Source organism: Promicromonospora sp. AC04, assembly GCF_003058225.1.
GTDB lineage: Bacteria > Actinomycetota > Actinomycetes > Actinomycetales > Cellulomonadaceae > Promicromonospora.
Map to the genome: position 1 here is coordinate 182,259 of NZ_QBUG01000006.1, position 22,639 is coordinate 204,897.

The following is a 22,639-nucleotide window of genomic DNA, read 5'->3' on the forward strand; positions in this document are numbered from 1 at the left end:
AGTTTCGTAGCAGAGAGAGACCATGGGCGCACGCACCAAGGCGCGCAAGCGCGCCGCCGACATCCTCTTCGAGGCGGAGCAGCGGGGCATCGACCCGCTGAAGCTCCTCGCCGACCGCGTGGCCGTGCCGCACACCGAGGCGGCAGTGCCGCAGTACGCGGTCGAGATCGTGGAGGGTGTGGTCGCTCACCGCGACCGCATCGACGAGGTGCTGGAGACCTACTCGCAGGGCTGGACCCTCGAGCGCATGCCAGCCGTCGACCGCGCACTGCTGCGGATCGGCTCCTGGGAGGTCCTCTTCAACGACGACGTGCCCGACGCCGTCGCGGTGGACGAGGCGGTCGACCTCGCCGGCGACCTGTCCACCGACGACTCGCCGGCCTTCGTGAACGGTCTGCTCGGCCGGGTCAAGGACCTGAAGCCGACACTGCTGGCCTGAGCACTCCCGCGTGAGCACCGGTCCCGGCGCTGAACGGTTCGACGAGCGACGTCTGCTCGTTGCCCTGTTCGGCGCCGGGACCGCTGCGTTCGCGCAGCTCTACGCCCCCCAGTCCGTCCTGCCCGACGCCGCCCGCGAGCTCGCGACGTCGGCCTCCGCGACGGCGCTGCTCGTGTCCGCCGCCACCCTTGGCCTCGCCGCGGGTGTGCTGCCCTGGGCCTGGGTAGCGGACCGGATCGGGCGAGTGCGGGCGATGACCATCGCGATGCTCGGCGCGACCGCCGTCGGGCTCGCCGTGCCGTTCGCGCCGTCGTTCGGGCTGCTCATCGCCGGACGTGCCATCGAGGGGCTGCTCGTCGCGGGAGTGCCCGCGGTGGCGATGGCCTACCTGACCGAGATGCTGCCCGCCTCGGTGGTGCCGCGTGCGGCGGGGACCTATGTGGCGGGGACGTCGATGGGTGGGCTCCTGGGGCGGCTCGTCGCGGGCGGTGTCGCCGAGCTGTTCGGCTGGCGCGCCGGCGTGGGCGCCGTCGCGGTCGCGTGCCTGATCGCCGCGGGCGTGTTCGTCTGGCTCGCGCCGCGGGACCGCGGCCCGAGGGCCTCCGCGGCGGGGCTCCCGCCGTCCGCTGGCGTGTTTGGTGGCTCTTCTGATGGCATGTCCGACGGCGGCGCGCCCGGGCAAGGGTCGTCCGAGCGCGGCGCGCCCAGCGGCGGCGCGCCCGGGAGCGGTGGCCGGGCCGGGCGCCTCCGTGCCCTGCTCAGCCCGCGCCTGCTCGTGCTCGACGCCCAGGGCCTGCTGCTCATGGGCGGCTTCGTCGCCGTCTACAACTACCTGGGCTTCCGCCTCGCCGACGAGCCCTTCGGTCTGTCGCCCGGTGTGGTCAGCCTCGTGTTCCTCGCCTACCTGGCCGGGACGTGGTCGTCGGCCCGGACCGGGCGGCTCGTGGTGCGGCACGGCCGGCGTCGGGTGCTGATCGTGTCGACGGGGGTGATGGTCGTCGGGGTGGTGGCCACGCTGTCGGCCTGGCTGCCGCTGGTGCTGGCGGGCCTGGTCGTGCTGACCGCCGGCTTCTTCGGGGCGCACGCCGTGGCCAGCGGGTGGACGCCGGTCGCGGCGCCACAGGCCCGGACGCAGGCAGCCGCCGTCTACAACCTCGCGTACTACGCCGGGTCCAGCGTGTTCGGCTGGCTCGGCGGCGTGGGGTTCGCGCTGGCGGGCTGGCCCGGGACGGTGAGCATGGTGCTCGCACTGGTGGCCGTCGCGGCTGGCCTGGCGGCGGCGGTGCTGCGGGACTGACGGGCACGCGACCGGAACGGCCGCAGGGCGCCTGGGATGCAACGAGTGCGATGCAACGAGTGCGATGCAGCAAGTGATGCAACAAGTGATGCAACCAGAGGGTTGCATATTGGCGGACAGCGGTGCATGGTTGATGTGCAACCAAATGGTTGCGCACAATCCGTTCGACCAGCGTTCCCGGAGGACACCATGACCGCTACTCAGCCGCGCGCGAGCATCGACCTCGACACGCGCTCCGTCACCCGCACCGTCCGGGTCGCTGCCGGGCCGGACGCCGTCTGGCGCGCGATCTCCGAGCCCGAGCACGTCGCCGGCTGGTTCGGTGACGGCTGCGAGACCGACGACGGCGGCCCGCTCACCACGGGGACCCGGGGCAGGCTGCACTTCGAGGGCTACGGCTGGTTCGCCTTCGAGGTCACTCGCGTGGAGCCGGGCCGCGTGCTCGCCTACCGGTGGGGCCAGTCGCCGGACGAGCCCGAGCGCATGACCGAGGCCACGTTCACCCTGGAGCCCGACGGAGCCGGCACGTATCTCACGGTCCACGAGACCGGCTTCAGCGGCGACACGGACGACGACGTGCGCGCCGCTCTGGAGGGCAACCGCGAGGGCTGGGACGGCGAGCTGGACGAGCTCGTCGACTACGTCGAGTCGCGCACGTGGTGACCTCGACGTCACCGGTCGCAGCGTTCGCGGCGCTCGGCGACGAGACCCGCTGGGCCGTGCTCGAGGCCCTGGCGGATGCAGATCCGGCGGCGGGCCTGACGGCGTCGGCGCTTGCCGCCCGGCTGCCGGTGACGCGGCAGGCGATCGCCAAGCACCTCGTCGTGCTCGAGGCTGCGGGGCTCGTCGATTCGCGGGCCGTGGGTCGCGAGCGCCGGTACCGCGCGCTCGGTGCGGAGCTGACGGCGCTGGGCCGCCGGCTGGAGCGCATCGGCGACGCATGGGAGGCGCGTCTGGGCCGCATCGCGAGTATCGCGGAGCACCTGGAGCGCGGCTGAGCGGGGCACCTACGCGACCGACCGAGCTCGGCGGCCGGCCGGTGCGGGTGTGAGCAACGCCCCTCCGGCGGGCGGCGGCTCCGGCATCCGGCACATGTCCGGCGAGTTAGGGTGGTGACTGTCAGACTCCCTTTAAACCCGTCCTGTGAGGCGGAGAAGGAGGTCGCCAGATGAATCCTGGCAGCCGCATGCCCGAATCCAGCGCACCACCGAGCCCGGCCTCCGGCACGGTGCCGAGCGCCGCGCCGAGCGCAACATCGAGCCCAGCATCGAGTGCAGCACCGAGCAGGGACCCCGGCACCGCAGCAAGGACAGTGCTCGGCGAGGCCGACATCGCTCGCGCGCTGACCCGCATCGCTCACGAGATCGTCGAGCGGAACAAGGGCGCCGCCGACCTGCTCCTGCTCGGCATCCCGACGCGCGGCGTCCAGCTCGCCCACCGGCTGGCCGAGCGCCTGGCGCAGATCGAGCCCACCTTCAGCGGCGAGTACGGCACGCTCGACGTGACCATGTACCGCGACGACCTGCGCCGTCAGCCCACGCGCGCCGTCGGGCAGACGGTCCTGCCGGGCAGTCTGGACGGCACCATCGACGACAAGGTGGTCGTGCTGGTGGACGACGTCCTGTTCTCCGGCCGCACCATCCGCGCCGCGCTCGACGCCCTGAACGACCTGGGCCGCCCGCGCGTGGTGCAGCTCGCCGCCCTCGTCGACCGCGGGCACCGCGAGCTCCCGATCCGCGCGGACTACGTCGGCAAGAACCTGCCCACCTCGCGCAGCGAGCGCGTGCGGGTCCGGCTGGCCGACGTCGACGGGGGAGCGGACTCCGTGGTGATCAGCGAGGTCGCGTCCGCCGGGGTCTCGACGGGCTCGACCGGCGACGCCTCGACCGCCTCGACCGGTGAGAGCGAGGCAACGCTGTGAAGCACCTGCTGACAACCCAGGGCCTGTCCAAGGACGACGCGATCCTGCTCCTGGACACCTCCGCGCAGATGGCGGCCACCCAGTCGCGGGAGAACAAGAAGCTGCCCACGCTGCGCGGCCGCACCGTGGTGAACCTGTTCTACGAGGACTCCACGCGCACCCGGATCTCGTTCGAGACGGCGGCCAAGCGCCTGTCGGCCGACGTCATCAACTTCTCGGCCAAGGGGTCGAGCGTCTCCAAGGGCGAGTCCCTCAAGGACACGGCCCTCACCCTGCACGCCATGGGGGCCGACGCCGTGGTGGTGCGCCACTCGGCGTCGGGCGCCGCGCACCAGCTGGCCCATGCGGGCTGGCTCGACGCCGGCGTGCTCAACGCGGGCGACGGCATGCACCAGCACCCCACGCAGGCGCTGCTGGACGCGTTCACCATCCGCCGGCACCTGGTGGGGAACGTGGGCGACGACGGCCGCGGCCCGGACAGCTCGGTCGGCGCGGACCTGGCCGGCCTGCGCATCGCGATAGTCGGCGACGTCCTGCACTCCCGCGTCGCCCGCTCGAACGTGTACCTGTTGCACACCCTGGGCGCCGAGGTGACCCTGGTCGCACCGCCGACCCTGGTTCCGGTGGGCGTCGAGACGTGGCCGTGCCGGGTCTCGTACCACCTGGACGAGACGCTCGAGCAGTGGCAGCCGGACGCGGTGATGATGCTGCGGGTGCAGCGCGAGCGGATGTCGGGCGGCTCGGGCGCGTTCTTCCCGAGCCCCATGGAGTACAGCCGCAAGTTCGGGTTCGACGCCCGCCGCCTCGCGGTGCTGCCGGACCACGCGATAGTGATGCACCCCGGCCCGATGAACCGCGGCCTGGAGATCTCGGCGGCCGCCGCCGACCACCCGCGCTCCGTGATCGTGGAGCAGGTGGCCAACGGCGTCGCCGTCCGGATGGCCGCCCTGTACCTGCTGCTCGCCGGCGACGACAGCACCGGCAGCACCAGCAGCAACACCGGCAGTACCAGCACCGACGAGAGGATCGCCCTGTGAGCAGCACCCCTTCGAGCACGACCTACGTCCTGCGGGGGGTACGCCCCTACGGCACGGACCCGGTCGACGTCGTGCTGTCGGACGGCGTGATCGCCGCGATCGGCGCTCCGGGCACGATCGAAGCGGGCGAGGGCCAGGGCGCGGGCGCCGTCGTGCGCGAGATCCAGGCCGAGGGCCACGTCCTGCTGCCCGGGCTCGTGGACCTGCACACCCACCTGCGCGAGCCCGGCCGGGAGGACGCCGAGACGGTGTTCTCCGGCACCCGGGCCGCAGCGGCCGGCGGCTTCACCGCCGTGCACGCCATGGCCAACACGACGCCGACGCAGGACACCGCGGGCGTCGTCGAGCAGGTGTACCGGCTGGGCCAGGAGGCCGGCTGGGTGGACGTGCACCCCATCGGCGCGGTGACCGTGGGCCTGGGCGGCGAGAAGCTCGCCGAGCTGGGCGCCATGGCCGACTCCGCCGCCCGCGTGCGGGTCTTCTCCGACGACGGCAAGTGCGTGCACGACCCGGTCCTGATGCGCCGCGCGCTGGAGTACGTCAAGGCGTTCGACGGCGTCGTGGCCCAGCACGCGCAGGAGCCGCGCCTGACCGAGGGCGCGCAGATGAACGAGGGCGTCGTCTCCGCGCAGATCGGGCTGACCGGCTGGCCCGCGGTGGCCGAGGAGTCGATCATCGCCCGCGACGTGCTGCTGGCGGAGCACGTGGGCTCGCGCCTGCACGTGTGCCACCTGTCGACCGCGGGCTCGGTGGAGATCGTCCGCTGGGCCAAGGGCCGGGGCATCAACGTCACCGCAGAGGTGACGCCGCACCACCTGGTCCTTACCGACGACCTCGCCCGCGACTACGACCCGGTGTTCAAGGTGAACCCGCCGCTGCGCACCGCCAAGGACGTCGAGGCGGTCCGCGAGGGCCTGGCCGACGGCACCATCGACATCGTCGCCACCGACCACGCCCCGCACCCGGTCGAGGACAAGGACTGCGAGTGGGCGTCGGCGGCGTTCGGCATGACGGGCCTGGAGACGGCGCTGTCGGTGGTGCAGCAGACGATGGTCGACACCGGCCGCATGACCTGGGCCGACGTCGCCCGCGTGCTCTCGGAGAACCCCGCGCGCATCGGCCGGATCAGCGCGACCCAGGGCCGGCCGATCGCCGTCGGCGAGCCCGCCAACCTGACCCTGGTCGACCCGGCCGCGACCCGCGCGATCGACGGCCGTACCCAGGTCACCGCGAGCGACAACACCCCGTTCCAGGGCATGGAGCTGCCGGGCCGCGTGGTCGCCACCTTCCTGCGCGGCCGGGCGACGGTGCTCGACGGCGCCGTCGTCGACGGTCCGGGAAACGGCACCGGAGCCGACGGCAAGACTCTCGAAGGAGCCGCCCGATGAAGATCCTGGCCATCGCCCTGCTGGTCGCGTGCGCGATCTTCCTGGTGCTGTACGTGACCCTCATCGGCCGACGGCGGCTCGCGCAGCGCACCACCACCGTGGTGCCCGTGCCGCCCGCGGTGCCCGACGGGAACGGGCCCGACGCAGGCGGTCCCGGCGGGAACGCCGTCGGGCCGGTGCGGTTCGGCCCCCTGGAGGCCGTCTACGTCTCGACCACGCTGCACGGCGACTGGCTCGCGCGCGTCGGCGCGCACGGCCTGGGCGACCGGTCGCACGCGCTGGTCTCGGTCCACGACAACGGCCCCGGGTACGACGGCGGCGTCCTGGTCGAGCGCGACGGCGCCGACGACCTATGGCTTCCCGTGAGCTCGATCCGCAGCGCGGGCCTCGCCCCGGGCATGGCGGGCAAGTACGTCGGCGCCGACGGCCTCGTGGTCCTCACCTGGGCCGTCCCGGAGGCCGACGGCGTCCCGGCGGCCCTGGTCGACACCGGGCTGCGCACGCGCCGCGCCGAGGACCGCGGCGGCCTCGTCGACGCGGTCCGGTACCTGCTCGCGGCCCAGCAGCCCCAGCAGTACCCCGAGCAGCAACACCCCCAGCAGCCGTATCCCCAGCAGAGCCAGCAGCAGAGCTACCCGCAAGACCCGTACCAGCAGGAGGCCCGGTGACCATCCCGACGACAACCGCAGCTCAGTCCGCTGCCCAGCCCAGTGCCCAGCCCGCAGCACTGGTCCTCGAGGACGGCACGACCTATCGCGGCCGGGCCTACGGCGCGACCGGCACGACGTTCGGCGAGATCGTCTTCTCCACCGGCATGACCGGCTACCAGGAGACCCTGACGGACCCGTCCTATCACCGGCAGATCGTCGTCATGACGGCGCCGCACGTCGGCAACACGGGCGTGAACGACGAGGACCCCGAGTCGGGCCAGATCTGGGTCTCCGGCTACGTGGTCCGCGACCCCGCGCGCCGGGTCTCGAGCTGGCGCGCGCAGCACTCGCTCGGCGAGGAGCTCGCCGGGCAGGGCGTCGTCGGCATCTCCGACATCGACACGCGCGCCCTGACCCGCCGCCTGCGCGAGGAGGGCGTGATGCGCGCGGGGATCTTCTCGGGCGACGACCTGGTCCGGGGCGGCTACCCGCGCCCGATCGAGGAGCTCGTCGCCCAGGTGCAGGCATCCCCGCAGATGGCGGGCGCGAACCTGGCCCCGGAGGTCTCCACCACCGAGGCCTACACGGTGGAACCGGCCGCCGAGTGGCTGGAGAGCAACCCGGGCAAGGCCCCCGTCGCGACGGTGGTCGCCGTCGACCTCGGCATCAAGACGATGACGCCGGTGCGCCTCGCCGAGCGCGGCGTGCGCGTCGTCGTCGTGCCGCAGGCCTCGACCATCGCCGACATCCTCGAAACCCTCGACGCGCTGCCCGACGACGCCCCCCGCGGCGTCTTCTTCTCCAACGGCCCCGGGGACCCGGGCGCCGCCGGACACGAGGTCGAGGTGCTGCGCGCGGTCCTGGACCGGAGGATCCCGTTCTTCGGCATCTGCTTCGGCAACCAGCTCCTGGGCCGGGCCCTCGGCTACGGCACCTACAAGCTCGGCTACGGCCACCGGGGCATCAACCAGCCGGTCCTGGACCGCACCACCGCCAAGGTGGAGGTCACCGCGCACAACCACGGCTTCGCCGTCGACGCGCCCGTCGTGGACGACGCCGGTGCCCCCGCGATCTCGACCGCCCCGCACGACGGCGGCCGGTACGGCCGCGTCGTCGTCTCCCACGTCGGCCTCAACGACCAGGTCGTCGAGGGGCTGACCTGCCTCGACCTGCCCGCCTTCTCGGTGCAGTACCACCCCGAGGCCGCGGCCGGCCCGCACGACGCCGCCTACCTGTTCGACCGGTTCGTCGGCCTCATGACGGACCCCGCGGCGTGGCCGCCTGCCATCAAGACCCAGCACACCGAAGCTCAGAACAACCCCGAGGAGAACCACTGATGCCTCGCCGTACCGACATCTCCTCGGTCCTGGTCATCGGGTCCGGCCCGATCGTCATCGGCCAGGCCTGCGAGTTCGACTACTCCGGCACCCAGGCCTGCCGCGTCCTGCGCGAGGAGGGCCTGCGGGTCATCCTCGTGAACTCGAACCCGGCCACGATCATGACCGACCCCGAGTTCGCGGACGCCACCTACGTCGAGCCCATCACCACCGAGGTCCTCACCACGATCATCGCCAAGGAGCGTCCCGACGCCCTGCTGCCCACCCTGGGCGGCCAGACGGCGCTGAACGCCGCCATCGCGCTCGACGAGGCAGGGGTGCTCGAGAAGTACGGCGTCGAGCTCATCGGCGCCAACATCCCCGCCATCCAGAAGGGCGAGGACCGCCAGCAGTTCAAGGACGTCGTCGAGAAGTGCGGTGGCGAGTCGGCGCGCTCCGAGATCGTGCACTCGATCGACGAGGCCCTCAAGGCAGCCGAGATCCTGGGCTACCCGATGGTCGTGCGCCCGTCCTTCACCATGGGCGGCCTCGGCTCCGGCCTGGCCTACGACGAGGCCGACCTGCACCGCATCGTCGGCCAGGGCCTGCACTACTCGCCCACCACTGAGGTGCTCCTGGAGGAGTCCATCCTCGGGTGGAAGGAGTACGAGCTCGAGCTCATGCGCGACAAGCACGACAACGTGGTGGTCGTCTGCTCCATCGAGAACGTCGACCCCGTCGGCGTGCACACCGGAGACTCCGTCACCGTCGCCCCCGCCATGACTCTCACCGACCGCGAGTACCAGAAGCTGCGGGACATCGGCATCGCCGTCATCCGCGAGGTCGGCGTCGACACCGGCGGCTGCAACATCCAGTTCGCCATCGACCCCACCAACGGGCGCATCATCGTCATCGAGATGAACCCCCGCGTCTCCCGCTCCTCGGCGCTCGCCTCCAAGGCGACCGGCTTCCCGATCGCGAAGATCGCCGCCAAGCTCGCCGTCGGCTACACGCTCGACGAGATCCCGAACGACATCACCAAGGTGACCCCCGCGAGCTTCGAGCCCACCCTCGACTACGTGGTCGTCAAGGTCCCGCGGTTCGCGTTCGAGAAGTTCCCCGCCGCCGACGACACCCTCACCACCACCATGAAGTCCGTCGGCGAGGCCATGGCGCTCGGCCGCAACTTCACCGAGGCCCTCGGCAAGGCCCTGCGGTCCATCGACAAGGGCGGCGTCACGTTCCACTGGGACGGCGAAGCGCCGTCGGGCGATGCCCTCGCGACGCTCCTGAAGGAGATCGAGCGACCCACCGAAGGCCGCATGGTCGGCGTCCAGCAGGCCCTGCGCGCCGTCGCCACCGGCGAGACCACGCTCGAACAGGTCTTCGACGCCACCAAGATCGACCCCTGGTTCCTCGACCAGATCCAGCTCGTCAACGAGGTAGCGGCCGACGTCGCGGCGTCGCCCACCATCACCGAGGACGTCCTGCGCCACGCCAAGCGCCACGGCCTGTCCGACGCGCAGATCGCACGGCTGCGCGGCATGGGCCCCTCCGGCGAGGTCACCGTCCGCGAGATCCGCCACGCCCTCGGCGTCCGCCCCGTCTACAAGACCGTGGACACCTGCGCGGCCGAGTTCGCGGCCAAGACCCCGTACCACTACTCCAGCTACGACTCCGAGACCGAGGTCGTGCCCCGCGAGCGCGAGGCCGTGATCATCCTCGGCTCCGGCCCCAACCGCATCGGCCAGGGCATCGAGTTCGACTACTCCTGCGTCCACGCCACCCTGGCGCTCGCGGACAAGTACGAGACCATCATGGTCAACTGCAACCCAGAGACGGTCTCGACGGACTACGACACGTCCGACCGCCTGTACTTCGAGCCGCTGACCTTCGAGGACGTCCTGGAGGTCTACCAGGCCGAGCTCGCGGCCGGTCCCGTCAAGGGCATCATCGTGCAGCTCGGCGGGCAGACGCCGCTGAGCCTGGCACGGCGGCTGGCCGAGGCCGGCCTGCCGATCCTCGGCACCAGCCCCGAGGCGATCGACGCCGCGGAGGACCGCGGCATCTTCGGCCAGGTCCTGCTGGACGCGGGCCTCCCGGCCCCGGCGTTCGGCACGGCCCGCTCGCTGGCGCAGGCGCGCGAGGTCGCGGACCGCATCGGCTATCCCGTGCTGGTGCGCCCCTCCTACGTGCTCGGCGGGCGCGGCATGGAGATCGTCTACAGCGAGGAGCAGCTCACCGGCTACGTGGAGCGCGCGCTGGAGGCCGCAGCCGCCTCCCACGCCGACTCCGGTGCTCACGGCACCCTGGCCGCCCCGCTGCTCATCGACCGGTTCCTCGACGACGCGATGGAGATCGACGTCGACGCCCTGTTCGACGGCGAGGAGATGTTCCTCGGCGGCGTCATGGAGCACATCGAGGAGGCCGGCATCCACTCGGGCGACTCGGCGTGCGTGCTGCCCCCGGTGTCGCTGAGCGAGACCGAGATCGCGCGCATCCGCCGCTCCACCGAGGCCATCGCGCGCGGCGTCGGGGTGCGGGGGCTGCTCAACGTCCAGTACGCCCTCGTGAGCGACGTCCTGTACGTCCTGGAGGCCAACCCCCGCGCGTCGCGCACCGTCCCGTTCGTCTCCAAGGCGACCGGCACGCCGCTGGCCAAGGCAGCGGCCCGCGTCATGGCGGGCGAGTCCATCGCCGACCTGCGGGCGGCGGGAGTGCTCCCGGAGCACGACGGCGCCACGCTCGACCTGGGCGCGCCGCTGGCCGTCAAGGAGGCCGTGCTGCCGTTCAAGCGGTTCCGCACCCGCGAGGGCCTGGTCGTCGACTCGGTGCTCGGCCCGGAGATGCGTTCAACGGGCGAGGTCATGGGCTTCGACAAGGACTTTCCGCACGCGTTCGCAAAGTCGCAGGCCGCGGCGTTCGGCGGGCTGCCGACGTCGGGCACGGTGTTCGTCTCCGTGGCCGACAGCGACAAGCGGCACGTCGTCTTCCCGGTCAAGCGCCTGGTGGAGCTCGGCTTCAAGGTCCTGGCGACGGAGGGCACAGCCACCGTGCTGCGCCGCAACGGCATCGAGGCAACGGTGGTGCGCAAGCACACCGAGGGCCGCGGGCCCGACGGCGAGCTCACGGTCGTCGGGCTCATCACCGAGGGGCAGATCGACCTGGTGGTGAACTCGCCGTCGGGCCAGGGCGCCCGCGCGGACGGGTACGAGATCCGGGCCGCCACCACCGCTGCCGACAAGCCGATAGCGACCACTGTCGACCAGCTCGCCGCAGCGGTGCAGGGCATCGAGGCGGTCCTGGCTGGGCCGTTCGAGGTGGCGAGCCTGCAGGAGCACATGGCGGCTACGGCCGCGCGCGTGGCGTCGGGACAGCTCGGGGTGACGCAGCTCGCGTCGGCGGAGCGCGCCGCGGCGGAGCCGGCGGGAGCCAGCGCGTGAGCGGCGCCGAGCCGGCCCCGGTGGTCGATCCTGCCCCGACCGTGCCGTTCGGCGCGCGGCTGGCCGCCGCGATGGACGCCCACGGCCCGCTGTGCGTGGGCATCGACCCGCACGCATCGCTCCTGCGGGCCTGGGGCCTGCCCGACGACGTCGGCGGCCTGCGCGAGTTCTCCCTGCGCGTCGTGGACGCGCTCGGGGGCAAGGTCGCGGCGTTCAAGCCGCAGTCCGCGTTCTTCGAGCGGCACGGCTCGCGCGGCCTCGCGGTGCTGGAGGAGGTCATCGCCGCGGCCCGGGCGGCCGGTCCGGGCAGTACGGCGGGCTCGGGCAGCACGCTGACGATCGTGGACGCCAAGCGCGGCGACATCGGCTCGACGATGGGCGCCTACGCCGAGGCGTTCCTCGCGGACGGCTCGCCCCTGGCCGGGGACGCTCTGACCGTATCCCCTTACCTCGGGTTCGGCTCGCTGGAGCCCGCGATCGACCTGGCCGCGGCCACGGGCCGCGGCCTGTTCGTGCTGTGCCTCACCTCCAACAAGGAGGGCTTCGAGGTACAGCACGCGGTGCAGCGCCATGTCGGCACGCACAGCGGCATGGGCAGTGCTGAGCCCGACGGCAGGCCCGACGGTGTCTCGGTCGCCGCTCTGATGGCGGCGCGCGCGGCGGTGCTCAACGCGGGCGCGGAGCCCATGGGCTCGGTCGGCCTCGTCGTTGGTGCCACGATCGGCGACGCGGTGGCCGCAACGGGCACCGACCTGGTGGCCGTGAACGGACCCCTGCTGGCGCCCGGAGTGGGCGCCCAGGGGGCGGGGGAGCGGGAGCTCGCCACGACGTTCGGAGCCGCCCGGCGAAACGTGCTCGCGTCGTCGTCCCGGGCGGTGCTCGCCGCGGGACCGGACCCGGATGCGCTGGTGAGCGCCGCACGCGCGGCCGCTCGGGAGGCGACAGCAGCGCTGCGGACCTGATTTCTCGCCTCGGACCGCCCGCAGGACAAAGCACCCTCGATCCCTACGGATCGAGGGTGCTTTGTTGTGGAATGTACTAAATGCCTTATTGCGCTTGTGTATGAGTTTTCACGAAGTGGCGTTCTGCGATTGCCGACCACTGAGGCGGTGGCTACTTTCGATGCAGCAGTTCACACCAGACCGGTTGCGGACCAGGTCACGGACTTGGGCATCCGGCCCGAGCGAGGACCGGGTGTCTGAGTCAGGAACCGGTCGAGAGACGAGTAGGTGACTTGCGTGGCACTACCACCCCTCACACCCGAGCAGCGTGCGGCAGCACTCGAGAAGGCAGCCGAGGCGCGACGCGCGCGGGCAGAGATCAAGAACAAGCTCAAGTACTCGCAGGGCTCACTCAAGGAGGTCATCGAGCAGGGCCAGAAGGACGACGTCGTGGGCAAGCTCAAGGTCGTCTCGCTGCTCGAGTCCCTGCCGGGGGTCGGTAAGGTTAAGGCCAGGGCGATCATGGAAGAGATCGGGATCGCCGAGACCCGCCGCGTCCGAGGCCTCGGACCGCACCAGTCGGCGGCGCTCATCGAGAGGTTTGGCTGAGATCAGTACGACACAACCCGCACGGCTGACCGTGCTCGCAGGTCCCACCGCGGTGGGCAAGGGCACGGTCTCCGCTGATGTGCGGGACCGTTATCCGCAGGTCTGGCTCTCCGTGTCGGCGACCACCCGGTCGCCGCGCCCGGGCGAGGTAGACGGAGTGCACTACTTGTTCGTGTCGCCGGAGGAGTTCGACCGCATGGTCGCCGCCGGCGAGATGCTCGAATGGGCAGTGGTGCACGGTCGTAACCGGTACGGGACGCCACGGCGGCCGGTCGAGCAGAAGCTCGCCGCCGGGGTCCCCGTGCTCCTGGAGATAGACCTCCAGGGGGCGCGCCAGGTGCGTGACGCGGTGACGGCCTCGGGCCTGGAGGCCCGATTCGTCTTCCTCGCCCCGCCGAGCTTCGACGAGCTGGTCCGCCGCCTCGTCGGGCGCGGCACCGAGGACTCCGAGGAGCGCGAGCGCCGGCTCGCCACCGCGCGGGTCGAGCTCGCGGCCGAGGAGGAGTTCGACGTCACGATCGTGAACGACAACGTGCACCGTGCCACGGACGCGCTGGTCGCGGTGATGGGTGTGGGTTCCACCACACCTGTGCCCGGCTAGCGGGCAGGCCGGCCCTTCGGTCGGCAGCAGAGCCGGCGGTCGGGCGTTTCGCCCGACGTCTCCGGGTGACAGAGCAGGTAGACTCGTCCCTCGGACTTTCCCCCATCACCTCAGACTTCTGGAGCTTCACCATGGCCGGAACCGTCGCCGCCCCCGAGGGCATCACCGACCCGCCGATCGACGAGCTGCTCGAGCGCATCGACTCGAAGTACGGCCTCGTGCTGTACGCGTCCATGCGGGCCCGTCAGATCAACGCGTACTACTCGCAGCTCAACGAGGGCCTCCTGGAGAACGTGGGCCCGCTCGTCGAGACCCGCAACCAGGAGAAGCCGCTCTCCATCGCGATGCGCGAGATCACGCAGGGTCTCCTCACGATCGAGGAGGTCGACCCGGCAGAGGTCCAGGCGCAGGCCGACGCCGCCGCGGCCGCCAAGGCCGAGCAGTCGCTGCCCGAGTTCCCGGCCTGACCGGGGCTCGCAGGCGATACGGCAGAGGCGAACACCGATGAGGATCCTCCTCGGCGTCACCGGTGGGATCGCCGCGTACAAGGCGGTGCTCCTGCTGCGCCTGCTGCGCGAGCAGGGGCATGCCGTGCGCGTGATCCCCACCCGGGCGGCGCTGGAGTTCGTTGGCGCGCCGACCTTCGAGGCGTTGTCGGGCGAGCCCGTCAGCACCGAGGTGTTCGACGACGTGCCCGGCGTGCAGCACGTCGCGCTGGGCCAGGGCGCGGACCTCGTGATCGTCGCCCCGGCCACGGCCGACTTCCTGGCGCGCGCGGCCGCGGGCCTCGCCGACGACCTGCTGACCACAACGCTGCTGGCCGCCCGCTGCCCGGTGGTGCTCGCCCCGGCGATGCACACCGAGATGTGGGACCACCCCGCGACGCGGGCGAACGTGGCCACCCTGCGCGAGCGGGGCGTGCACGTGATCGAGCCCGCCTCGGGCCGCCTGACCGGCACCGACACGGGTCCCGGGCGGCTCCCCGACCCGGAGGACATCGCGCGAGAGGCGCTGTCGCTGGTCGGGGCTGCCCAACCCGAGGCCGAGCCGGGAGACCTGGCCGGCCGCCGCGTCGTCGTCTCCGCGGGTGGTACGCGGGAGGCCATCGACCCGGTGCGGTTCATCGGCAACCGGTCCAGCGGCCGGCAGGGCGTCGCCCTGGCGCAGGCCGCCGCCGCGCGGGGCGCGGACGTGACGCTGGTGGCCGCGAACCTCGCCCAGGACGTGACCGACCAGGTCGTCTCGGGGCCGCGGGCCTGCGCCGTCGTGCGGGTGGAGTCCACCGCTGAGCTGCGTGAGGCGGTCCGGGCCGCCGGCGCGGACGCGGACGTCGTGGTGATGGCCGCCGCCGTCGCGGACTTCCGCCCGGCCGTCACGCCCGACGCCAAGATCAAGAAGGTGCCGGGGCAGGGCCCCGCGCCGATCGAGCTGGTCGAGAACCCGGACATCCTGGCGGAGCTCGCGCACGAGCGGCTGCGCCCCGGCCAGGTGGTGGTGGGCTTCGCGGCCGAGACGGGTGACGCGTCCGGCAGCGTGCTGGAGCACGGCCGGGCCAAGGCGCGTCGCAAGGGTGCGGACCTGATAGCGGTGAACGCCGTCGGGTCCGGGCGGGGTTTCGGCACCGACAGCAACGAGGTGACGCTCCTGGACGGGGCCGGCGACGTCGTCGGTCAGGCCTCCGGTTCCAAGCGCGAGGTGGCGGACGCACTGTGGGACGCCGTCGTGAAGCTCTTGTCGTGACTGCCGTCTCACCTTTCAGGATCGACTGTTCGCTGTGCGAGACCGTAGGCTGGGGGCCATGAGCGAGCTGCGTCTGTTCACGTCCGAGTCCGTGACCGAGGGTCATCCGGACAAGGTGTGCGATCAGATCAGCGACGCGATCCTCGATGCCCTGCTGGAGCAGGACCCGGCGTCGCGGGTGGCCGTGGAGACCATGGTCACCACCGGCCTGGTGCACGTCGCGGGTGAGGTCACCACCGAGGCGTACGTCGAGATCCCGCAGATCGTGCGGGACGTGGTGCGCGGGATCGGCTACACGTCCTCGGCCATCGGGTTCGACGGCGACTCGTGCGGTGTGTCCGTGTCGATCGGGCAGCAGTCGCCCGACATCGCGCAGGGTGTCGACAAGGCCCTCGAGATGCGGGACGACACGAGCGACCTCGACCCCCTGGACGCCCAGGGTGCCGGCGACCAGGGCCTCATGTTCGGCTATGCGTCGGACGAGACGGCCGCCTACATGCCGATGGCCGGGTGGCTGGCGCACCGCCTGGCGGAGCGGCTGGCCGCGGTGCGCAAGTCGGGCGAGCTGCTGGGCCTGCGCCCCGACGGCAAGACCCAGGTCACCATCGGGTACGACGACGACCGCCCCGTCGCCGTCGACACCGTGGTGCTCTCCACGCAGCACGACGCCGACGTCGAGCAGCAGAAGCTGCACGTCGCGGTCTCCGAGATCGTGATCGCCCCCGTGCTGGAGGCCGCGGGCCTCGACTGGTCGGGCGCGAAGCAGTTCGTGAACCCGACCGGCAAGTTCGTCATCGGCGGGCCGCAGGGCGACGCCGGACTGACGGGCCGCAAGATCATCGTCGACACGTACGGCGGCATGGCCCGGCACGGCGGCGGGGCGTTCTCGGGCAAGGACCCGTCGAAGGTGGACCGGTCCGCGGCGTACGCGATGCGCTGGGTGGCCAAGAACGTGGTGGCGGCGGGGCTCGCGCGGCGCTGCGAGGCGCAGGTCGCCTACGCGATCGGCAAGGCGCACCCCGTTGGTCTCTACGTCGAGACGTTCGGCACCGAGACCGTGCCCGTCGAGAAGATCATCGGAGCCATCCGCGAGGTGTTCGACCTGCGCCCGGCCGCCATCGTGCGCGACCTCGACCTGCTGCGGCCCATCTACCGGGCCACGTCGACGTACGGGCACTTCGGGCGCGACCTGCCGAACTTCACGTGGGAGCGCCTGGACCGGGTAGAGGACCTGCTGAGCCTGTTCTGAGGCTTTGAGCCGCCCGCTCGCGTGCTGGAGTGTCCTGGGCGCCCCCAGATCGGCACCTTCCTGTGACGTCGGCACTTTGCCTTGAGATCGGCTCAGGCCTGTGCCGACCTCGAGGCAAAGTCACGACTCCGCTGTGCAAACTGCCGACCTGAGTACGTGCCTCCCGTTGTCAGTGACGCGTGATGGGATAGGGGCGTGAACGGGGAAACAGAGCAGGACACGCTGCCGGACGGCGTGCTGCTCGGACTGGACGAGGTGGGCGGCGCGCCCTCGCGCGGCCGTGGCAAGGCTCGGCCGGGCAACCCGCTCGACAAGGCCGAGACCAACGGGATCCCGATCACCGAGACCCTTCCCGTTGCGCGCGTCGCGCTCGACCTGCAGCCCGCGCACCTCGACCAGCCGTACGACTACCTGGTCCCGGCCACCATGGCCGACGACGCCCAGCCCGGTGTCCGGATCAAGGCCCGGTTCGGGCGGCAGGACGTTGCCGGGTACGTGGTCGCTCGCCAGGAGACCTCGGACCACGACGGCCGGCTCGTGCCGCTGCGCCGGGTGGTGTCGGACGAGCAGGTGCTGACGCCGCAGGTGCTGGAGCTGTGCCGGGCCGTCGCCGACCGGTACGCCGGCACGCTCGCCGACGTCCTGCGCCTGGCCCTGCCTCCGCGGCACGCACGCGTCGAGAAGGAGCCGCCCCCGTTGGTCGAGGTCCGGAGCAGCGAGCTTCCCGCGCCCGAGTCCTCCGCCTGGGCCCCGTATCGCGGGGGAGAGGCGTACCTGCGCCGGATTCTGGCGGGTGAGGCGCCGCGGGCCGTGTGGTCGGCGCTGCCGGGGGTGGGCGGCAACACCGGCCACGCCGATGCCGGCCACGCCGATGGCAACAGCCCCGATGGCAAGGGTGCGGTCACGCCGCACTGGGCCGCCGCCGTCGCGCAGGCCGTGCAGTCGTGTACTGCGGGCGGGCGGGGGGCGCTCGTCGTCGTGCCGGATGCGCGGGACGCGGCGCGGGTGACCGCGGCCCTGGAGGGCGCGGGGCTCGGGCCGGACGATGTCGTGCGGCTCCTCGCGGACGACGGGCCCGCGCCCCGCTACCGTGCCTTCCTGCGGGTGCTGCGGGGCTCCGCGCGCGTCGTGGTCGGGACGCGGGCCGCGATGTTCGCGCCGGTCGCGGACCTCGGGCTCGTGGTCCTGTGGGGCGACGGCGAGGAGACGCTGGCCGAACCGCATGCCCCGTACCCGCACGCCCGCGACGTGCTGGCGCTGCGCGCGGAGCGGGAGGACGCGGCGTTCCTGCTGGGCTCGCCGGGGCGGACGGTGCAGGCGCAGGCACTGCTCGCGTCGGGCTGGGCGCGCGAGCTGGCTGCGCCCCGGGACGTGGTGCGGGCACGGGCGCCGCGGGTGCGTGCGCTGACGTCGGTCGAGCTGGCGCGGGACGGCGCCGCCGCCGCGGCCCGCCTGCCGTCCGCTGCCTGGCGTGCCGCGCGCGAGGCGCTGGAGCGGGGGCCGGTGCTGGTGCAGGTGCCGCGGTCCGGGTACCTGCCGGTCGTGGCGTGCTCCCGGTGCCGGGTTGCGGCCCGCTGCGGGCACTGCCACGGCCCGCTGGGGCTGCCGCACGCCGAGGGCGCTCCGCAGTGCACGTGGTGCGGTCGGCTGGCCGGCGGCTGGCGGTGCGCGGAGTGCGGCTGGACGGGGCTGCGCTCGGTCCGGGTCGGGTCGGCGCGCACCGCCGAGGAGCTGGGCCGCGCGTTCACGGGGGTACCGGTGCGGCTGTCGTCGGCGTCGGCCCCGGGCGGGGTGCTCGACGCCGTCCCGGCGACGCCCGCGCTGGTCGTCGCGACGCCGGGGGCGGAGCCCGTCGCGGAGGCCGGGTACGCCATCGCGCTCCTGCTCGACGCCGCAGTGATGACGGGCGGCACCGGCCTGGCCGCCGGCACGGAGGCGCTGCATCGCTGGCTGGCGGCCGCGTCGCTGGTCCGGCCCGGGCCGCAGGGGCAGGTGCTGCTCGTGGGCGACGGCGCCCCCGGGCCGACCCAGGCCCTGGTGCGCTGGGACCCGGCGGGCTTCGCGGAGCGCGAGCTCGACGAGCGGGCGGAGCTGCACCTGCCGCCCGCCGTGCGTGTCGCCGCGGTGACCGGGGACCGGACCGCCGCGGACGCCGTCGTCGGACGGGTCGGGCTGCGCGAGGACCCGGGGACGGGCTCGGGCGTGCTGGGGCCGGTCGAGGTCGACCCGGACGCCTCCGGGCGGGGACCGGGCGGCCGGGGCGCGGGGGCGGCGTCGGGCGGCCGTCGGGGCGGAGGCACCGGAGGTGCCGGAGGGACCGGCGGGGTCCAGGCGCTGGACCTGCCCGTGCGGACCGTGCTGCGCGTACCGCTTGCCCAGGGTGACGAGCTCGCCCGTAGGCTCAAGGCAAGCCTTGCCGTCCGCTCCGCGCGCCGCGAGGGCGGCACCGTCCGTGTGCAGCTCGACCCGAAGGAGATGCTGTGAGCTCAGCCGACCCGGCGACCGGCCCGACCAACCCTGCGATCAACACCGCGGCAAGCCCCGAGATCGACCCTGCGACGAGCCGTGCGATCAACACCGCGGCAAGCCCCGCGATCGACACTGCGACGAGCCCTGCGAGCAGCCCCGCGATCGATACCGTCGTGTACGACTTCGGCAACGTGCTGGTCGGCTGGGATCCCTTCGGGCCGTACGCGGACCGGCCGCGCGCCGAGGTCGCGGCGTTCTTCGAGGCCGTGGACTTCGACACGATCAACCACGCCGCCGACGCCGGGACGTCATACGCGGTGCTGCTCGAACGCGTGGCCCGGACGCACCCGGAGCTCGTCGACGACCTGCGCCGGTACGTGGAGCACTACGAGCTGTCCCTGACGGGGCCGATCGAGGGTTCGGCGGAGCTCGTGAGCGAGCTGAAGGGCTTGGGGCTGCGGCTGTACGGGCTGACGAACTGGCAGGCCGAGACCTTCCACAGCGCCGAGCCCGCCGCGCCGGCGATCGGGCTGATGGACGACGTCATAGTGTCCGGCCGCGAGGGCATGGCCAAGCCCGACCGGCGGATGTTCGAGCTGGTCGTCGAGCGGTTCGGAGTCGACCCGGCACGCGCGGTCTTCATCGACGACAAGACCGTCAACGTCGACGCGGCACGCGGCGTCGGGTTCCACGGCGTGGTGTTCACGCACACGCCCGCGCTGCGCAAGGAGCTGCGCGCGCTGGGGCTCCCGGTCGCGGAGCAGGGACGTCGCGGAGTAGTGCCCACCGAGTAGTGCCGCCGAGCAGAAGCCCCCGGACCGCATCAACCACCGGAGACGTCGATCGTACGTTCCTCCGTCGCTGCCCTGAGGTCGTCGAGCGTGGTCACGTCGGCCTCCGGGTGGGCGTCGGCCGGGTTGTTCGCCGCAATCGCGTCCGCGACGGGCCAGGTGACCGTGCCGTCGTCGTGCACGTCGCCCAGGAAGGCGTTGTCAAACACGATCTCCCACTCCGGCGGCGGCCAGGGCTCGGGACCCACGTGGTTCAGGAACAGCACGACGTCGTCCAGCGCGAGCAGCTCCTCGGCCACCCGGTCCGGGTCCGCAGAACCGTCGATGCCGATGTGCACCGTCACCGTGCTGCCCTCGAGCATCGTCAGGTCGCCGAGCGAGTCGATGACCACGTCGACCTCGAACGTCAGGTCGATCATCTCGAGGCTCGGATGGTCCGGTTCGCCAGGTTCCCAGCTCATGAACCGCCCCGTCGTGGTCAGCTCGGACGCGTGCGCCTCGCCGGCCCCGTCGACGTACCGGACCGACGGCAGTGCATCGGTGACGGTCTCCGGGTACCAGGCGTAGTCGGCCGTCGGCGCGGGTATGGCGAGCACCTCGGCGAAGCCGGCGTCACTGGCTCCGGTACCCCCGGTGCCGGTGCCACCCGCATCGGCGGCGCACCCCGCCAGCAGAGCCGCCGGGAGCAGCACAGCGGAGAGCAGAGCGGCGACCGGAGGGACGAGCATTGTTCGGCGCATCGTGGTCCTCCGACCGGGTAGGGGCTGCTACTTCGTCTCTGTGCCGAGGGCCACGGTGCTTGCGCGCCGCACGACGACACGTCGCGGGGCTGCCGAACCGAGACTGACCTGAGAGCCGGCTCTGGCGTGGTCCTCGGGCCGTCATGACGGCGGGAGCCGGACCGTGACGTCCAGCCCGCCGCCCCGGTTGGCGGTCGAGGTGATCACTCCATCGTGGGCGAGCACTACCGCCTGCACGATGGACAGGCCGAGCCCAGCGCCGCCGTCGGAGGAGGTGCGGCTGCCCTCGCCACGGACAAAGGGCTCCAGCAGGCGGTCGACCTGGCCCGGAGGGACACCCAGGCCCGAGTTGAGCACTCGCAGGGCCGCGGTGCCGGCCGAGGTGCCGGTCGACACGGTGACGTGACCGCCGGGGTAGTTGTAGCGAAGGGCGTTGCCGACGAGGTTGGCGGTCATCCGCTCCAGCAGCACGGGTTCGCCGGTCACGTGTGCGGCGGACAGGTCCTGGTGGAGCGTGAGGCCCGTGGCGGACAGCTGGTCGCCGACGTCGGCCAGCACCGCGCGGGCGACCTCGGCGAGGTCGACGGGACGCGGGTTCGCTGTCCCGGCCTGGCTCCGAGCCAGCACGAGGAGCCCGTCCAGGGTGCGCCCGCTGGCCTCTGCCGCCGCACGGACGTCCTCGGCCATCGTCAGCAGCTCTGCCCGGGTGGGTTCGCCGTCCAGGGTCACGTCGATCGCGGTGCGTATGGTGGTCAGCGGGGTGCGCAGCTCGTGCGCGGCGTTCGCGGCGAACAGCTTCTGGCTGTCCAGCGCGCGGTCGCGCTCCGCGATGCCGTGCTGGACCCGGTCCAGCATCCCGTTGACCGTCTCGGCCAGCGCGGCCAGCTCGTCCTGCGGGGGGTGCACCGGCACGCGGTCGGACAGGTTCTCCGCGGAGAGTCGCTGGGCGGTGGCCGAGATCGCGCGGATCGGCCGCAGCACCCGGCCTGCCAGCAGCCAGCCGAGTACGCCTGCCAGGACGGTGACCACCGCCAGCGCGATCCCCGCCTGCGTCAGCAGCGCCGCAAGGGTCTCGTCGCGCACCCGTTGTGACAGCGCGGAAGGACTGGGTGGCTGCGGAGGGAGAGACCCGGTGCCGTCCGGCCGGGCCGTCCACAGGACGACCTCGCGGTGCGCCAGGCTCTCCCGCATGAGCAGGTAGGTCAGGGCGGTCAGCGCCACGCCGGCCGCCAGGACGAGTGCGACGTAGAGCAGGGTGAGCCTGTTGCGCGCGGTCAGGCGCAACGACCGTGGGGACCGTGAGGGCATGGTCGAGTCAGACATGGTCGAATCATGACCGGATGCGGTAGCCGGCGCCGGTGACGGTCTCGACCAGCGCCGGTTCACCGAGCTTGCGGCGCAGGGTGCCGACCGTGATCCGGACCGCATTGGTGAACGGGTCCGCGTGCTCGTCCCACACCTTGTCCAGCAGGGTCTCCGCACTGACCACGTCACCTGCCGCGGCAAGCAGGTGCTCCAGCACACCGAACTCCTTGGGCGCCAGCGCGAGCAGCCGTCCCGCGCGCTCCGCGGTGCGTCGCGCGGGATCAAGGGTGACGTCGGCCACCCGCAGCACGGGCGGACGAGCCGGCGCGCTGCGCCGGGCGAGCGCGTGCACCCGGGCCACCAGCTCGGAGAATGCGAACGGCTTGCCGAGGTAGTCGTCGGCGCCGAGGGTGAGCCCGTCCACCCGGTCCTCGACGGTGCCGGACGCGGTCAGCATCAGGATGCGCGATCCGCCCCGTTCGGCGAGCTGCCGGCACACCGTGTCGCCGTGCACGACCGGTAGATCCCGGTCCAGCACCACCACGTCGTAGGGCGTGTGGGCGCACCTGTCCAGTGCGCTCTGCCCGTCCTGCGCCAGATCGACGGCGAACCCATGCTTGCGCAGCCCGGCCGTGATGTACCCGGCCAGCGGCCGCTCGTCCTCCACCAGCAACACCCGCATGGCCCGAGTATCGCCGCACGG

At 72.6% G+C, this 22,639-nt stretch carries 21 protein-coding genes; 18 read left to right on the forward strand and 3 right to left on the reverse strand.

Annotated elements, in window-relative coordinates:
- Positions 1–22 precede the first annotated feature (22 nt).
- From nusB to C8K30_RS17230, 18 genes are all read left to right on the forward strand, one after another.
- Complete coding sequence (gene nusB / locus C8K30_RS17145; protein ID WP_108494122.1) at positions 23–439, forward strand: transcription antitermination factor NusB; 417 nt, start codon at positions 23–25, stop codon at positions 437–439.
- Between the two features lie 10 nt (positions 440–449).
- Positions 450–1,736, forward strand: a complete 1,287-nt coding sequence (locus C8K30_RS17150; protein WP_108494123.1) for an MFS transporter — start codon at positions 450–452, stop codon at positions 1,734–1,736.
- A gap of 189 nt (positions 1,737–1,925) precedes the next feature.
- Positions 1,926–2,399, forward strand: a complete 474-nt coding sequence (locus tag C8K30_RS17155; protein WP_132236168.1) for an SRPBCC domain-containing protein — start codon at positions 1,926–1,928, stop codon at positions 2,397–2,399.
- Positions 2,393–2,734 (forward strand): ArsR/SmtB family transcription factor, encoded by a 342-nt coding sequence (locus C8K30_RS17160; RefSeq protein ID WP_369940295.1) that lies wholly within the window; start codon positions 2,393–2,395, stop codon positions 2,732–2,734. The genes C8K30_RS17155 and C8K30_RS17160 overlap by 7 nt, the downstream gene beginning before the upstream one ends.
- Before the next feature lie 188 nt (positions 2,735–2,922).
- Positions 2,923–3,657 (forward strand): bifunctional pyr operon transcriptional regulator/uracil phosphoribosyltransferase PyrR, encoded by a 735-nt coding sequence (gene pyrR, locus C8K30_RS17165; RefSeq protein ID WP_369940405.1) that lies wholly within the window; start codon positions 2,923–2,925, stop codon positions 3,655–3,657.
- Positions 3,654–4,694 (forward strand): aspartate carbamoyltransferase catalytic subunit, encoded by a 1,041-nt coding sequence (locus C8K30_RS17170; RefSeq protein WP_108494125.1) that lies wholly within the window; start codon positions 3,654–3,656, stop codon positions 4,692–4,694. The genes pyrR and C8K30_RS17170 overlap by 4 nt, the downstream gene beginning before the upstream one ends.
- Positions 4,691–6,082, forward strand: coding sequence for a dihydroorotase (locus C8K30_RS17175; RefSeq protein WP_108494126.1), 1,392 nt, complete (start codon positions 4,691–4,693; stop codon positions 6,080–6,082). Before C8K30_RS17170 ends, C8K30_RS17175 begins: the two co-directional genes overlap by 4 nt.
- Complete coding sequence (locus tag C8K30_RS17180; RefSeq protein ID WP_108494127.1) at positions 6,079–6,750, forward strand: hypothetical protein; 672 nt, start codon at positions 6,079–6,081, stop codon at positions 6,748–6,750. The genes C8K30_RS17175 and C8K30_RS17180 overlap by 4 nt, the downstream gene beginning before the upstream one ends.
- Positions 6,747–8,069 carry a glutamine-hydrolyzing carbamoyl-phosphate synthase small subunit gene (carA, locus tag C8K30_RS17185; RefSeq protein WP_108494128.1) on the forward strand — a complete coding sequence of 441 codons (1,323 nt, stop codon included), beginning with the start codon at positions 6,747–6,749 and terminating at the stop codon, positions 8,067–8,069. The genes C8K30_RS17180 and carA overlap by 4 nt, the downstream gene beginning before the upstream one ends.
- The gene (gene carB, locus C8K30_RS17190) at positions 8,069–11,491 is read left to right on the forward strand and encodes a carbamoyl-phosphate synthase large subunit (RefSeq protein ID WP_108494129.1); all 3,423 of its coding nucleotides are present in this window, start codon (positions 8,069–8,071) and stop codon (positions 11,489–11,491) included. The genes carA and carB overlap by 1 nt, the downstream gene beginning before the upstream one ends.
- 71 nt (positions 11,492–11,562) lie before the next feature.
- Positions 11,563–12,453 (forward strand): orotidine-5'-phosphate decarboxylase, encoded by an 891-nt coding sequence (gene pyrF, locus C8K30_RS17195; protein WP_233257268.1) that lies wholly within the window; start codon positions 11,563–11,565, stop codon positions 12,451–12,453.
- A 276-nt stretch (positions 12,454–12,729) separates the two neighbouring features.
- The gene (gene mihF, locus C8K30_RS17200) at positions 12,730–13,041 is read left to right on the forward strand and encodes an integration host factor, actinobacterial type (protein ID WP_108494130.1); all 312 of its coding nucleotides are present in this window, start codon (positions 12,730–12,732) and stop codon (positions 13,039–13,041) included.
- A gap of 1 nt (position 13,042) precedes the next feature.
- Entirely contained in the window at positions 13,043–13,642 is a 600-nt protein-coding gene (gmk, locus tag C8K30_RS17205; protein WP_108494334.1) for a guanylate kinase, read from the forward strand.
- 131 nt (positions 13,643–13,773) lie between these two features.
- Complete coding sequence (gene rpoZ, locus C8K30_RS17210) at positions 13,774–14,109, forward strand: DNA-directed RNA polymerase subunit omega (protein WP_020015401.1); 336 nt, start codon at positions 13,774–13,776, stop codon at positions 14,107–14,109.
- A gap of 37 nt (positions 14,110–14,146) precedes the next feature.
- A complete protein-coding gene (gene coaBC / locus C8K30_RS17215; protein ID WP_108494131.1) occupies positions 14,147–15,382 on the forward strand; it encodes a bifunctional phosphopantothenoylcysteine decarboxylase/phosphopantothenate--cysteine ligase CoaBC in 1,236 nt (411 codons plus the stop codon).
- 58 nt (positions 15,383–15,440) lie between these two features.
- Positions 15,441–16,631, forward strand: a complete 1,191-nt coding sequence (gene metK, locus C8K30_RS17220) for a methionine adenosyltransferase (protein ID WP_108494132.1) — start codon at positions 15,441–15,443, stop codon at positions 16,629–16,631.
- 195 nt (positions 16,632–16,826) lie between these two features.
- On the forward strand, positions 16,827–19,115 hold the full coding sequence (locus C8K30_RS17225; RefSeq protein ID WP_108494133.1) for a primosomal protein N': 2,289 nt from the start codon (positions 16,827–16,829) through the stop codon (positions 19,113–19,115).
- Positions 19,112–19,894, forward strand: a complete 783-nt coding sequence (locus C8K30_RS17230; protein WP_369940303.1) for an HAD family hydrolase — start codon at positions 19,112–19,114, stop codon at positions 19,892–19,894. The genes C8K30_RS17225 and C8K30_RS17230 overlap by 4 nt, the downstream gene beginning before the upstream one ends.
- A 29-nt stretch (positions 19,895–19,923) precedes the next feature.
- Here the strand turns inward: C8K30_RS17230 and C8K30_RS17235 are convergent, their stop codons facing one another.
- The 3 genes from C8K30_RS17235 to C8K30_RS17245 form a co-directional block, all read right to left on the reverse strand.
- Positions 19,924–20,619 (reverse strand): hypothetical protein, encoded by a 696-nt coding sequence (locus C8K30_RS17235; protein ID WP_108494134.1) that lies wholly within the window; start codon positions 20,617–20,619, stop codon positions 19,924–19,926.
- Positions 20,620–20,772: 153 nt separating this feature from the next.
- On the reverse strand, positions 20,773–21,954 hold the full coding sequence (locus C8K30_RS17240) for a cell wall metabolism sensor histidine kinase WalK (RefSeq protein WP_199230546.1): 1,182 nt from the start codon (positions 21,952–21,954) through the stop codon (positions 20,773–20,775).
- A gap of 7 nt (positions 21,955–21,961) precedes the next feature.
- On the reverse strand, positions 21,962–22,618 hold the full coding sequence (locus C8K30_RS17245; RefSeq protein ID WP_108494135.1) for a response regulator transcription factor: 657 nt from the start codon (positions 22,616–22,618) through the stop codon (positions 21,962–21,964).
- Between the last annotated feature and the right edge of the window lie 21 nt (positions 22,619–22,639).